Genomic DNA, 12156 nt, shown 5'->3' on the forward strand with positions numbered 1-12156 from the left:
GCCCTGCTAGGTCTCATATGGGTCGGGTAGACCCAGTTTGCCAAGTATTTCGACCTCTTTTCGTTCCATCAAAGTGGCATCAAGGTCACTTTCGTGATCATAGCCCAGAAGATGCAGGACCGCATGAACGATCAGGTGGGTCACGTGGTCCGTGAGCGGTTTTCCCGCATCTTCCGCCTCTCGCACACATGTTTCCCAGGCAATAGCGATGTCGCCCAGTTCCGTATCGCCGTCAGGTTCGGGGAGGTCGGGGGTGCCACCATCCTCTTCCGCCGCGCGTTCCTCGGACGGCCAGGACAGCACGTTGGTCGGCGTCGGCTTGCCACGGAAATCGGCGTTGAGCGCGGCGATACGGGTGTCGCCGCAGGCCAGCAGGGCAATGTCCCATGCCTCCGGGTCGAGACCGAGGTGCGCCAGCGCCGCGTCAGAGGCACGGGTGGCCAGGCGTTCCAGCTCCAGCCCGGTCCAGCGGTCGTCTTCTGTCATCACGTCGATTGTCATGGTGAAGGGCTAACCCCGCCGCGCGGAACCGGCAAGATGGCGGATTTCAGTTAGGAAATAACCTAACTTTCTGCTTGCGCGACTCGGCGCCGCCGGAATAGTTAGGGATATGGCTAAACATCAAACCGATCTCGATCACGTCTTTCTCGCCCTCGGGGATCCGACCCGAAGGGCGATCCTGGAGCGGCTGGCCGCAGGCCCCCTCTCCGTCACCGAACTTGCCCGGCCCTTCGCGATGGCCCTGCCCTCCTTCATGGAGCATCTGAAGAAGCTGGAGAACGCAGGCATGATCTCCTCCGACAAGGACGGGCGTGTCAGGACCTGCGCGCTTGTGCCCGGTGCCTTCGCCCCGGCGCGCGACTGGCTGGCGGCGCAGAAACACCTGTGGGAGGCGCGGCTGGACCGGTTCGACGCCTTTGTCACGCAACTTGCCAAGGACCCGAACGAATGATTTCGACGCTGACCCCGAACCCGGAAACCGACCTCTCCTTTACCCGAACGCTGGCCGCCCCGCGTGATCTGGTCTGGGCCTGCTGGACCGATCCGGCGCTGCTGAAACAATGGTTCATGCCCGCGCCCCACAGGGTCGAAGAGGCCGAGATCGACCTGCGGCCCGGCGGCAGCTTCCGGACGAAGATGAACGTAGACGGGGTGGTTTCGGATTTCCCCGGCGTGGTGCTTGAGGTGCAGCAGACGCGGAGACTGGTGTTTTCGGACAGCTACGCGCCGGGGTGGATCATGAACCCGGCGCCCTTCATGACCGCAATCCTTACCTTTTCGGACGCGCCGGATGGCGGCACGACGTATGAAGTGCTGGTGCGCCACATCAACCCCGAGACGCGCGAGAAGCACGACACCATGGGCTTCTTCGAGGGCTGGGGGATCGCGACCGACCAGCTTGGCGCCTCGGCCACGGCGTTGGCCGGTCCGAAGCCCGAACACGAAATCCTGCTGACGCGGCAGATCGACGTGCCCGTCGCCGTCGCCTGGCGGGCCTGGACCGACCCGGTGCTGTTGCCCAAGTGGTTCGGGCCTGACGGCTATCACTGCGAGACGCAGAGCATCGACATCTGCCCCGGCGGGCACTGGCGCTTTACCATGGTCGGCGAGGGGCAGCGGTTCCCCAACCTGCACGAATTCGGTGAAATGGAGCCGGAGAAGCGCCTGACCTACCGGCTGAGCGGTTTTGACGACATGCGCCACCATGCGGATGTCGTGGTTGGTTTCGCGCCGGTAGCGGGCGGCACGCGGATCACCATGCGGATGACCTTTACCGACATGCCCGCCGCGGCGGCGATGCAGTTCGGGGCGCTGGAGAAGGGTTACGAAACACTGGCGAAACTGGAGGCCACAGCGCGCACGATCTGAGCCTTTCAGTCGTGCTGGTCGGGATCGCTGCGCAGGGACGTATCATCCAGTATACCGAAATCGGACGAAGGTGAGCCGCTTTCCGCCTGCGTGTAGTACCCCTCTGCCGCCAGTCCGCGGCGGAGGAGTTCACGCACGGCAGCGGACCGGCTAGGCATGCGCAACTTGAACCTCCAGTCATCAAGCGCACGGAGTTCGTCGTCTGTCAGCATAATCTGCAGACGTTCCAGACGCTTGGACGATCCTTCGGGCATGCAGCTCTCTCCTGCCTCAACGCCATCCTATGAGTAAAATAAGCGCATTGCGATGATTTGTCATGCTGCTCAATAGTAGTGGTTTATCAAAACGATTATTCGGCTAACTGCCCCCATAATACTCATTCAAGTGCATGATTCTAAATTGTATTTCCCCACCCGGCCCCGATATTGATGGAAAGGGGAACACATCAATGGATCAGAGACTCACAGCCGGCAGATGGCCGGCGGGCACGCATATCCTGATCATCAGCGATGATCAGGTCTTCTCCATGGACCTGGAGATGTCCCTGAACTTCAACGGGTTTAGGGCGGTCGTTATGCGCAGCCCCCCGGCAGATACCGGACATATTGCACCGGCCGCGGCGATCATCGATGTCGCGCGGCTGGATTTCGACACGCTCGATGCGCTCAACCTGCTGGCGGCGCAGAGCTTCCCGACCATTGCCGTCTCTGCGCTGGACGCGGAGGAGATGGCCGGACTTCCCGCGAACCTTACCTGGTTTTCCAAGCCGGTGGCGGTCGACGACCTGCTGCATGCGGCGGGGCTGGGCGAGACTTTGGGACAGGCGGCGACCCGGACCATGCCGCCCACGTCCAGATACCGGCGCTAGAGGCCGGTACCGCCGGGGCGGCCCGGCCTTTCCATCACTTCGACTCGTCTGCCTCGTAGGCCTCGATGATCCGCGCCACCAGCGGGTGACGCACGACGTCCTTGGAGGTGAAGTAGTTGAAGCTGATCTTGTCGATCCCGCCGAGCAGACGTTCCGCATCCGCAAGACCCGAGGGCATGCCGCGCGGCAGGTCGACCTGGCTGCGGTCGCCGGTGATGACCATGCGCGACCCCTCGCCCAGGCGGGTGAGGAACATCTTCATCTGCATGGTCGTGGCGTTCTGCGCCTCGTCCAGCACCACGAAGGCGTGGGACAGGGTGCGGCCGCGCATGAAGGCGAGCGGGGCGATCTCGATCACCTTCTCCTCCATCATCTTGGCCAGTTGCTTGCCGGGCAGGAAGTCGTTGAGCGCGTCGTAGAGCGGCTGCATGTAGGGATCGACCTTGTCCTTCATGTCTCCGGGCAGGTAGCCGAGCTTTTCGCCCGCCTCGACCGCCGGACGGGAGAGGATGATCTTGTCGACCAGCCCGTCGATGAACATGGACACTCCAACAGCCACGGCGAGATAGGTTTTGCCGGTCCCGGCGGGGCCGATGCCAAAGGCAAGTTCATGTTGGAACAGGTTGGCGACATAGGCCTTCTGCGCCTCTGTGCGCGGTTCGACGACCTTCTTGCGCGTCTTGATTTCGACCTGTCCGCCCCGGAACATCTCCATCTGCGACCCGTCGCGGCTGGCGCGTTCGGGTTCGGCGCCGGGCATGCGCAGTTCGCGGTCGATATCGGCGCTGCCGACGGGGCGGCCTGCCTCGAGCCGGGCGTAGAGCTTGCGCAGGACCTGGATCGCCTCGTCCGCGGCGGGCTTTTCGCCCATGGCGACAAGGTGGTTGCCGCGGCGCAGGATCTGGACAGACAGCTTCTGTTCGATTTCGGCGAGATTGCGGTCGAACTCTCCACACAGTTCGATCAGCAGGAAGTTGTCCGGGAATTCAACGGCGACCTCGGCGAGCGGCGGGGTCGTGTCGCGGGGGGGCAGCAGTGTGGCGGCCAATAAAGACTCCTACGGTTGGTACTGGCAGTCTAGGGAAGCGCCGACGGCGCGGGAAACGAAAAATGCCGCAGGTGTAAACCTGCGGCATGGATTTGCTGGATATGCGCGACCGGCTGGCACGTCAGCCCTGCGGCCTCGTTCCGGTCCGGGGATCGAAAAGATCGCCGCCGCGTTTGAAGCCGCCCGTGGCGGTGTTCGGCGGCGCCGTGCCGGAGCAGACCGGCTTGCCATAGGGATCGAGCCGGGACGAGAGATAGCCCTCGGCGCCGTCATCGATGATCCAGTGGTCGCAGCCGTTCGGGTCGATCCAGATCCCGGCCTGAAGCTGGGACAGATGCTTGGCACCGATACCGCGGTCGACGCCCTTGTAGTCCGGGGTCGGGCTGGGGTGGCCGCAGGCGGCGACCCCGGCGATCATTGCACATCCGAGGAAGAGCTTGGTGATGGTCATGGCTGGTCCCCCGCTCACTGGATGCAGATGATTTCGACGCGGCGGTTCTGCGCCATGCCCGCGTGCGTGTTGTTCGAGGCGACAGGCATCCGTTCGCCATAGCCGCGCACGTCCACCACGTTCGCGCCGGTTGCGGCGGCGACCTTGGCGACGGCGGTGGCGCGGTTGTAAGACAGGCGGATGTTGTATTCATCCGAGGCGCGACTGTCGGTGTGGCCGGCGATTATGAAGGCGGTGGCGGTGGAGCTCTGGAAGAACTGCGCCAGACGCTGCTGGTTCGCCGGGGAGATGTAATACTTGTCGGTGGCGAAAAACTGGTCGGTGTTCATCACGCCGCAGACGTTGCGGCGGTGGCAGACCGGCAGACCCTGACGCGTCAGGTGGTTGTCCATGTAGCCTTCGAGGCCGTCGTCCATTACCCAGTGTTCGCACCCGTCCGGATCAACCCAGATCGTCGGCACGTACTTTTCGTTCCAGCCCCTGCCCGTCTGCTGAGCAAGCGCGGGACCCGACACCGAAACCATGCACAGGGCAGCGGCAGCAATCCCCTTGAGCATCTTTCCGGCGGCTTCGAAATCCATCTTCACCACTATGTTCCCTTTGCTTCCCCCCGGGGGTCCGCACCTTTCGGCGGCAAATCGGACCCAGGCGTTGTTTTGTAATGTCACCTTAACCGTTTGAGTCGAGTTGTGAAGATATTTCCACCACATATTGTGGCCGGGTGCGCATAAATTGCAAAGGAAACGACCGGCACCCACACCGCATCTGCGGAAGGGGCCCGATCAATTCAGGATGTAGGTCGGTTTGCCAGAGGCACGGCGGTATACAGTCGAATCGTAGTAGATGCGCAGCATCTCCGCCTTCAGCCCCTCCTTGTTGCCGACGAGGCTCTGGTCGCGGCAGATCCGGTTGGCGATGGCCTGTGCCGTCGGATAGTCGTAGCCGATCCGCACGAGGTCATCGAGGAAGACCGGTTCAGGGCGATCCCAGATCACCTCTTTCCACGGTCCGCGCCAGCAGCCGACAGTGATGACGTGGCCGGTCTGGAAGACGTAACGGTAGACGAGGCGGGTTTCGTGGGCAGAGACCGCCGGGGCCAGCCCGAGAACGACGGCAGCAGCAATCAGGAGGGACTTCATGGCAATGCCTTTCGATTGTGCGGGCGCGAAGCCGCGCCCGGATCAAACGTTAATTAATGGTTAACGTTCTAGCGCACAGGCTGTCGGAGTGAGATGCGAATTCTGCAATACCGCAATCTTGTCGCGCACGCGGAAACAGTAAGGCCTGTTCGACCAGCACTGTTTCGGATCAGGCGCACGGCGCAGTCTGGCTGACCCTCCGCCCGTTAAAGAACCCGAAGTGTGCCGACTCAGACCGCCTCTGCGGCGAGCGAGTTCGGCCCGCTTTCCGTCACCCGCACGCGCAGGAGTGTGCCCGGCGCGGCGGCGGTCTGCACGTGGACGGCATGCAGGTGGTCCGACTTGCCCGCCATCTGGCCCGGCAGCCGCCCGGCGCGTTCGATCAGCACGCCGACCTCGCGCCCGACCATGGCGTCCTGCGTGGCGCGCTGCTGGCGGGTGATAAGCGCCTGAAGTTCGTGCAGGCGGGCGGTCGACACGTCCTCCGGCACTTGCGGGCGTTCTGCCGCCGGAGTGCCGGGACGCGAGGAATACCTGAAGCTGTAGGCGGCGCCGTAACCGACCTGTTCGATCAGGTTCAGGGTATCGCGGAAATCGGCGTCGGTCTCCTCCGGAAAGCCGGTGATGAAGTCCGAGGTCATCAGGATGTCGGGCCGGGCCGCGCGGATGCGGTCGATCAGCCGGAGATAGCTGTCGCGCGTGTGGGACCGGTTCATGCGCTTGAGGATGCGGTCGGACCCGGACTGCACGGGCAGGTGCAGGTAGGGCATCAGAACCGGGCAGTCGCCATGGGCGGCGATCAGGTCGTCGTCCATGTCGTTCGGGTGGCTGGTGGTATACCGGATGCGGATAAGCCCGTCGATTTCGGCCAGTTCACGGATCAGCCGGGCCAGGGTCCAGTCGCCCCCCTCCGGCCCCTCGCCGTGATAGGCGTTGACGTTCTGGCCGAGCAGGGTGATCTCGCGCACGCCACGGTCAACCAGATCGCGCGCCTCGGCCAGCACGCGGGCGGCAGGGCGGGAGACCTCGGCCCCGCGGGTGTAGGGCACGACGCAGAAGGCGCAGAACTTGTCGCAGCCCTCCTGCACTGTCAGGAAGGCGGTCGGCCCCCGTTTCGCCTTGGGCCGGGCGACAAGGTGGGCAAACTTGTCCTCTTCGGGAAAGTCGGTGTCGATGACCTTCTCGCGCCCCCCCGCGCGCGCCTCCATCTCGGGCAGGCGGTGATAGCTCTGCGGGCCGACGACGAGGTCGACCATGGGCTGGCGGCGCATGATCTCCGCGCCCTCGGCCTGCGCGACGCAGCCGGCGACACCGATCTTGAGGTCGGGCTTCGCATCCTTCAATTCGCGGTAGCGGCCGAGTTCGGAATAGATCTTCTCGGCCGCGCGTTCGCGGATGTGGCAGGTGTTGAGGAGGATCATGTCCGCCTCCTCCGGCGCGCCGACCTCGACGTAGCCGTTGGAGCCAAGCGCCTCGGCCATGCGTTCGCTGTCATAGACGTTCATCTGGCAGCCATAGGTCTTGATGAACAGCTTGCGGGGCGGCGTCATGGGCGGGCTCAATTCGTATCGGGGATCTGGGGCTGGGTAGCCGAAAGCGCCGCCTCTTGCAATGCGGGGCAAAAGACGGGACTCTCCGGGCAGGCAAGACAACCCGGACAAGTTCATGCGTTTCAATACCCTGTCGGCCTTTCTCTCGGCCAAGCCGGAGGCCTTCCTGCGCGGCCCGTCGGCAATGATCTTTGCCGAGGATCCGGTGGAGATCGACAGCACGCTGCGACACCATCTGGACGCCGGATTCCGCTGCGTGGTGCTGCTGGCGCATCCTGAATTCCGGATCGACCCCAGGCTCGACGCGCGGATCGAAAGGGTGGATTACGACCTGACGCGGGGGGAGTCGCTGGAGGCGGCCGTCAACCGGATGATCGCCATCGCGCCGGGCGCCTGGCTTTACTACTGCTACAACGCCGAATACCTGTTCCATCCGTTCTGCGAGACCCGCAGCGTGGGCGAGATGCTGGCCTTCCATACCGAAGAGCGGCGTGATGCCATGCTGACCTACGTGGTCGACCTTTACGCCGGGGACCTCGACGCCGCGCCGGATGCGGTGTCGCTGGAGGACGCCTGGCTGGACAAGTCGGGCTATTACGCGCTGGCCCGCAAGGACGCCGCCAACCACTATCACCCGAAGGAGCGTCAACTGGATTTCTTCGGCGGCCTGCGCTGGCGGTACGAGGAGCACGTGCCCCACAACCGCCGCCGGATCGACCGGATATCCCTGTTCCGGGCGCGGCCGGGGCTGACGCTGTTGCCGGACTTCACCTTCGACGACGAGGAATACAACACCTACGCCTGCAAGTGGCACAACAACCTGACTGCGACGATCTGTTCCTTCCGGGTGGCCAAGGCGCTGAAGCGGAACCCGGGATCTACATACGAGATCGGGAACTTCCGCTGGCACAACTCCGCCCCGTTTGAGTGGCAGTCGCGACAGCTCCTCGACCTCGGGCTGATGGAGCCAGGGCAGTGGTTCTGAGGGCTGAGGGGCCTGAGATCCTCGGATCAAGTCCGACGATGGCCGCAGGAGGCCACCCGTGCGACGGCTCAGTCGAGGTCTTCGACCACGATCCGACTGTCGCCGACTCCGAGGTCTTTCAACGCCTTTACCACATCCTCGATCATCGGCTCGGGGCCGCAGACGTAGAACCTGCCGGTCTTCGGGTCGACGTGATCGGCCAGAAAGGCGCGGTCGATCCTGCGGGTTTCGATCCCGGGCGACGGATCGGGGTCGCCGGTCACCGTGTAGACTGTCTTCAGGCCCGGCATGGCGTCGAAGGTATCGCGCAGGATGATGTCCTTCTCCGTCTTGTTGGAGAAGATCAGCGTACTGCCGGACAGGGTCCCGCGCTCCTCAAGCCGCTGGCGGAGGATGGCGACGAAGGGTGTGACGCCCGCCCCGCCGGCGATGAACCAGCCCGGCCCCTCGTCGCTGATCGCGCCCCAGGGATCGTCGATCAGGATACGGTCGCCGGGCTGCATCCGGCCGATCTGTTCGGTCACGCCGTTGTGGTCGGGATAGGATTTGATGACGAACTGCAGCGTATCCTCACCGGGAAGGGAGACCGGGGTGAAGGGTCGTTTTTCCTCCCGCCAGTTGTCGCGGTCCAGCGCGAGGTCGATGGCCTGGCCGGGGGTGTAGTCAAGGTCGTCGGGCTTCTCGAACCAGAGGCGGTGCGTGTCAGGTGTAACGGGTTCGATCTTTTTCAGGGTCAGGGTACGGGACATCTGCGTTCTCCTTTGGGGAGAACGGGGGCGGCGCGGCTGTGGTTCCCACTTCACCTTGCCCCGAGAGGAGGTGAAGCCGCGCGGGGCGGTGCCACGTCACCCGCGGACTGGTTCCGAGGTTCTCATGCAGTCCCGTACGTCGGCCAGAGGATCCTCGGGTCGGAGACGAGGATGACAGGGCACTGGCGTTCGACGCCGACCCTACAGGTTCTCCGGCTGCGGCATGCCGAGCACGTGGTAGCCGCCATCGACGCGGATGATCTCTCCGGTCGTGTAGGCCCCGGCGTCGGAAGCGAGGTAAACCGCCGTGCCGCCAACCGCCTCGAGCGTGGCATTGGCGCGCAGGGGGGCGTTCGCCTCTGTCTGGCGGAAGGTCTTGCGGGCGCCGGAAATCGCGGCCCCGGCCAGCGTCTTCATCGGGCCGGGAGAGATCGCGTTGACGCGGATCCCGTCCGGGCCGAGGTCGTTGGCGAGGTATCGCACCGCCGCCTCAAGCGCCGCCTTGGCCACGCCCATGACGTTGTAATAGGGTGTCACGCGGGTCGACCCCTGGTAGGTCAAGGTCAGAACGGTGCCGCCGTCCCTCATCAGGGGGGCCGCACGGCGCGACACCTCGATCAGGGAATAGCAGGAGATATCCAGCGAATTCTTGAAGTTGGCGCGCGTCGTGTTGATGAAGCGTCCGGCAAGCTCATCCTTGTTGGAATAGGCGATGGCATGCACGATGAAGTCGATCGTCGGCCATTTCGCCTTGAGCTCCCTGAACCCCCGGTCGAGGGAGGCATCGTCGGTCACATCCATGTCCACGATGAAGTCGCTTCCAAGACTCTGGGCCAGCGGCAGGACACGCTTGCCGAAGGCTTCCCCCTGGTAGGAGAACGCCAGTTCGGCCCCCGCCGCCGCCATGGCCTGCGCGATGCCCCACGCGATGGAGCGGTCGTTCGCCACGCCCATGATGAGCCCGCGTTTGCCCTGCAATTGTCCGGTCATTGGATTATCCGTGATAGCGGCTCAGCAGCATGGACCCGTTGGTCCCGCCGAAGCCGAAGCTGTTGGTCATCACCGTGTCGAGTCCCGCGTTTTCGACGTAAGCCGTTGCGATCTCTGCCGGTTCCAGCGCGGGGTCGAGCGTTTCGACATTGATCGACGGGGTGATGAAATCCTTGTCGAGCATCAGCAGGCAGAAGATCGCCTCGAGCGCGCCCGCCGCCCCCTGGGCATGCCCGGTCATCGACTTGGTGGAGCTGATCGGCGGCGTCGCCTCGTTTCCGAAGACGCGGCGCACGGCCTCCACCTCGCCCACGTCGCCGACGGGAGTGGAGGTGCCATGGGCGTTGATATAGCCGACCGTCCGACCTTCGGGCAGGGTGGACAGCGCGAGGCGCATCGCCCGCTCCCCGCCCTCGCCCGATGGCGCGACCATGTCGTGCCCGTCGGAGGTCGCGGCGTAGCCCGTGACCTCGGCGTAGATCTTCGCGCCGCGGGCCTTGGCATGCTCCAGTTCTTCGAGCACCACGATGCCGCCGCCGCCGGAGATGACAAAGCCGTCCCGATTGGCGTCAAAGGCGCGGGAGGCCTTTTCGGGCGTGTCGTTGTACTTGGAGGACATCGCGCCCATGGCATCGAACAGGCAGGACAGGGTCCAGTCCAGTTCCTCTCCGCCGCCAGCGAACATAACGTCCTGCTTGCCCATCATGATCTGTTCGGCCGCGTTGCCGATGCAGTGCAGTGAGGTCGAGCACGCGGAGGTGATGGAGTAGTTGATGCCCTTGATCTTGAACGCCGTCGACAGGTTCGCCGACACGGTCGAGGACATCGCCTTGGGTACGGCAAACGGCCCGATCCGCTTTGTCGCGCCCGAGGACAGGACCGTCTGGTGCGCCGCGAACATGGCGGAGGTCGAGGGTCCGCCGGATCCGGCGACGACGCCGGTCCGCGGGTTCACTATGTCGGATTCCTCAAGCCCCGCGTCGGCGATGGCCTGCTGCATGGCGATGTAGGAATAGGCGGCGCCGGGGCCCATGAAGCGCAGGGTGCGCTTGTCGATATGTTCGGAGGGGTCGATCTTGAGCGTACCGGCCACGCGCGACCGGAAGCCGTGCTCCGCCATCTCCGGAGAGGCGACGATGCCGGATTTGCCCGCCTTGAGCGACGACAGGACCTCTTCGGCAGTGTTCCCGATCGAGGACACGATGCCCAGACCGGTGACGACGACTCGGCGCATGGCGCCCTCCCCTAACCCTTGGTCAGCTCTCGGACAGAGCGACCTTCATGTCCTTCACCACGTAAATTTCCTCGCCGTCCGCTTCAACCCTGCCGTCGGCGACGCCCATGGTCAGGCGGCGGGTCTGGATCGCCTTGGTGAAATCCACGTGGTAGGTCAGCATCTTGCGGTCGGGCCGCACCATGCCGGTCAGCTTCACCTCGCCGACGCCCAGAGCATAGCCGCGTCCCTGCCAGCCGCGCCAGCCGAGATTGAAGCCGGTCAGCTGCCAGAGCCCGTCAAGGCCAAGGCAGCCGGGCATGATCGGGTTGCCGGGGAAATGGCAGTCAAAGAACCAGAGATCGGGGCGGATGTCGAATTCCGCAACAACATGCCCCTTGCCATGCAGGCCGCCGTCGCCGCTGATGTCGGTGATCCGGTCCATCATCAGCATCGGCGGTTCGGGAAGCTGGGCGTTGCCGGGGCCGAACAGCTCTCCGCGCGCGCATTTCAGCAGATCTTCCCGGTCGAAGCTGGACGGATAGTCGGCCATGCAGGCGGCACCTTTCCCAAGTGGCAAAAACTCCGCCCCCTCTAGCACCCGGGTCCCGCGCCATGCAAGGGCGGGGGTGCAGGCGGACGGAGGGAGGCGTTTCCGCCTCAGTCCCGGAGAGTTCATCGGGCGAATCCGGGCAAAGGCGTTGAAAATCACGGGCCGATGGAAATATAGTGGCCAACGACCGGAGAGAGTGCCCCTATGACCGACACGCTTCAGACCAACGGCTTTGCATGGCTGACCCACGGCGGGCTGCGCCCGACGCGGCAGCGCGCGCTGCTGGCGGAACTGCTGGTCGGCGACGGCAAGAACCGTCACGTCACGGCGGAAAGCCTGTTCGCCGCCGCGCAGGACAGCGGGCAGTCGGTGTCGCTGGCAACGGTCTACAACACGCTGCGCGCCTTCTGCGAGGCGGGGCTGATGCAGGAAATCACGGTGGACGGGTCGAAAAGCTATTTCGACACCAACACCCACGACCATCCGCATTTCTACTGGGAAGACTCCGGTCAGCTGACCGACGCCCCGGCCGAGGAGCTCGAGATCGCCCGCCTGCCCAAGGTGCCCGAGGGTGCGGAACTGTCCAAGGTCGACGTGGTCATCCGCCTGCGCCGCCGCTGATCGTCTCGCCATTCTGACGTCCCGGTTCATCCGGTCCGGCGGTGCCTCCGGCCCGTTCCCGTCCGGCGTGCGCATTTGGAGGGCGCGTTTGCACGGAAACCGGCTTCCCTGAATCGTTCG

At 64.4% G+C, this 12156-nt stretch carries 16 protein-coding genes; 5 read left to right on the forward strand and 11 right to left on the reverse strand.

The genetic code is table 11. The features are described 5' to 3' along the window. Positions 1 to 6 precede the first annotated feature (6 nt). Positions 7 to 501, reverse strand: a complete 495-nt coding sequence (ybeY, locus tag IEV87_RS12250) for an rRNA maturation RNase YbeY (protein WP_188477953.1) — start codon at positions 499 to 501, stop codon at positions 7 to 9. A gap of 109 nt (positions 502 to 610) precedes the next feature. Here ybeY and IEV87_RS12255 point away from each other — a divergent pair, with 109 nt between their 5' ends. Beyond that, a complete protein-coding gene (locus IEV87_RS12255; RefSeq protein ID WP_188477954.1) occupies positions 611 to 952 on the forward strand; it encodes an ArsR/SmtB family transcription factor in 342 nt (113 codons plus the stop codon). Continuing rightward, on the forward strand, positions 949 to 1869 hold the full coding sequence (locus IEV87_RS23040) for an SRPBCC domain-containing protein (protein WP_188477955.1): 921 nt from the start codon (positions 949 to 951) through the stop codon (positions 1867 to 1869). The genes IEV87_RS12255 and IEV87_RS23040 overlap by 4 nt, the downstream gene beginning before the upstream one ends. Before the next feature lie 5 nt (positions 1870 to 1874). Here IEV87_RS23040 and IEV87_RS12265 read toward each other — a convergent pair whose 3' ends face one another. Then, positions 1875 to 2123, reverse strand: coding sequence for a hypothetical protein (locus IEV87_RS12265; protein WP_188477956.1), 249 nt, complete (start codon positions 2121 to 2123; stop codon positions 1875 to 1877). A gap of 194 nt (positions 2124 to 2317) precedes the next feature. Here IEV87_RS12265 and IEV87_RS12270 point away from each other — a divergent pair, with 194 nt between their 5' ends. Beyond that, entirely contained in the window at positions 2318 to 2737 is a 420-nt protein-coding gene (locus IEV87_RS12270; protein ID WP_188477957.1) for a response regulator transcription factor, read from the forward strand. A 34-nt stretch (positions 2738 to 2771) separates the two neighbouring features. Here IEV87_RS12270 and IEV87_RS12275 read toward each other — a convergent pair whose 3' ends face one another. The 5 genes from IEV87_RS12275 to miaB all read right to left on the reverse strand — a co-directional run bounded on the left by IEV87_RS12275 (position 2772) and on the right by miaB (position 6925). Further along, the gene (locus IEV87_RS12275) at positions 2772 to 3785 is read right to left on the reverse strand and encodes a PhoH family protein (RefSeq protein WP_188477958.1); all 1014 of its coding nucleotides are present in this window, start codon (positions 3783 to 3785) and stop codon (positions 2772 to 2774) included. Between the two features lie 121 nt (positions 3786 to 3906). Next, positions 3907 to 4236 (reverse strand): hypothetical protein, encoded by a 330-nt coding sequence (locus IEV87_RS12280; RefSeq protein ID WP_188477959.1) that lies wholly within the window; start codon positions 4234 to 4236, stop codon positions 3907 to 3909. Positions 4237 to 4250: 14 nt separating this feature from the next. Further along, a complete protein-coding gene (locus IEV87_RS12285) occupies positions 4251 to 4817 on the reverse strand; it encodes an OmpA family protein (RefSeq protein ID WP_188478429.1) in 567 nt (188 codons plus the stop codon). 201 nt (positions 4818 to 5018) lie between these two features. Then, the gene (locus tag IEV87_RS12290; protein ID WP_188477960.1) at positions 5019 to 5375 is read right to left on the reverse strand and encodes a hypothetical protein; all 357 of its coding nucleotides are present in this window, start codon (positions 5373 to 5375) and stop codon (positions 5019 to 5021) included. Between the two features lie 230 nt (positions 5376 to 5605). Further along, positions 5606 to 6925: a tRNA (N6-isopentenyl adenosine(37)-C2)-methylthiotransferase MiaB gene (gene miaB, locus IEV87_RS12295; RefSeq protein ID WP_188477961.1), complete on the reverse strand. Its 1320-nt coding sequence runs from the start codon at positions 6923 to 6925 to the stop codon at positions 5606 to 5608. Positions 6926 to 7040: 115 nt separating this feature from the next. Between miaB and IEV87_RS12300 the strand changes: the two genes are divergently transcribed. After that, on the forward strand, positions 7041 to 7910 hold the full coding sequence (locus tag IEV87_RS12300; protein ID WP_188477962.1) for a hypothetical protein: 870 nt from the start codon (positions 7041 to 7043) through the stop codon (positions 7908 to 7910). A 68-nt stretch (positions 7911 to 7978) separates the two neighbouring features. Here IEV87_RS12300 and IEV87_RS12305 read toward each other — a convergent pair whose 3' ends face one another. The 4 genes from IEV87_RS12305 to fabA all read right to left on the reverse strand — a co-directional run bounded on the left by IEV87_RS12305 (position 7979) and on the right by fabA (position 11415). Then, positions 7979 to 8659, reverse strand: coding sequence for an FAD-binding oxidoreductase (locus tag IEV87_RS12305; protein ID WP_188477963.1), 681 nt, complete (start codon positions 8657 to 8659; stop codon positions 7979 to 7981). Between the two features lie 201 nt (positions 8660 to 8860). Next, positions 8861 to 9649: an enoyl-ACP reductase FabI gene (locus IEV87_RS12310; protein WP_188477964.1), complete on the reverse strand. Its 789-nt coding sequence runs from the start codon at positions 9647 to 9649 to the stop codon at positions 8861 to 8863. A gap of 4 nt (positions 9650 to 9653) precedes the next feature. Further along, positions 9654 to 10883 (reverse strand): beta-ketoacyl-ACP synthase I, encoded by a 1230-nt coding sequence (gene fabB / locus IEV87_RS12315; protein WP_188477965.1) that lies wholly within the window; start codon positions 10881 to 10883, stop codon positions 9654 to 9656. A 22-nt stretch (positions 10884 to 10905) separates the two neighbouring features. After that, positions 10906 to 11415: a bifunctional 3-hydroxydecanoyl-ACP dehydratase/trans-2-decenoyl-ACP isomerase gene (gene fabA / locus IEV87_RS12320; RefSeq protein ID WP_188477966.1), complete on the reverse strand. Its 510-nt coding sequence runs from the start codon at positions 11413 to 11415 to the stop codon at positions 10906 to 10908. Between the two features lie 204 nt (positions 11416 to 11619). Between fabA and irr the strand changes: the two genes are divergently transcribed. Beyond that, entirely contained in the window at positions 11620 to 12036 is a 417-nt protein-coding gene (irr, locus tag IEV87_RS12325; protein WP_188477967.1) for a Fur family transcriptional regulator Irr, read from the forward strand. Positions 12037 to 12156: the final 120 nt, after the last annotated feature.

Origin of the sequence: Primorskyibacter flagellatus (assembly GCF_014638275.1) — a bacterium.
GTDB lineage: Bacteria > Pseudomonadota > Alphaproteobacteria > Rhodobacterales > Rhodobacteraceae > Pseudooceanicola > Pseudooceanicola flagellatus_A.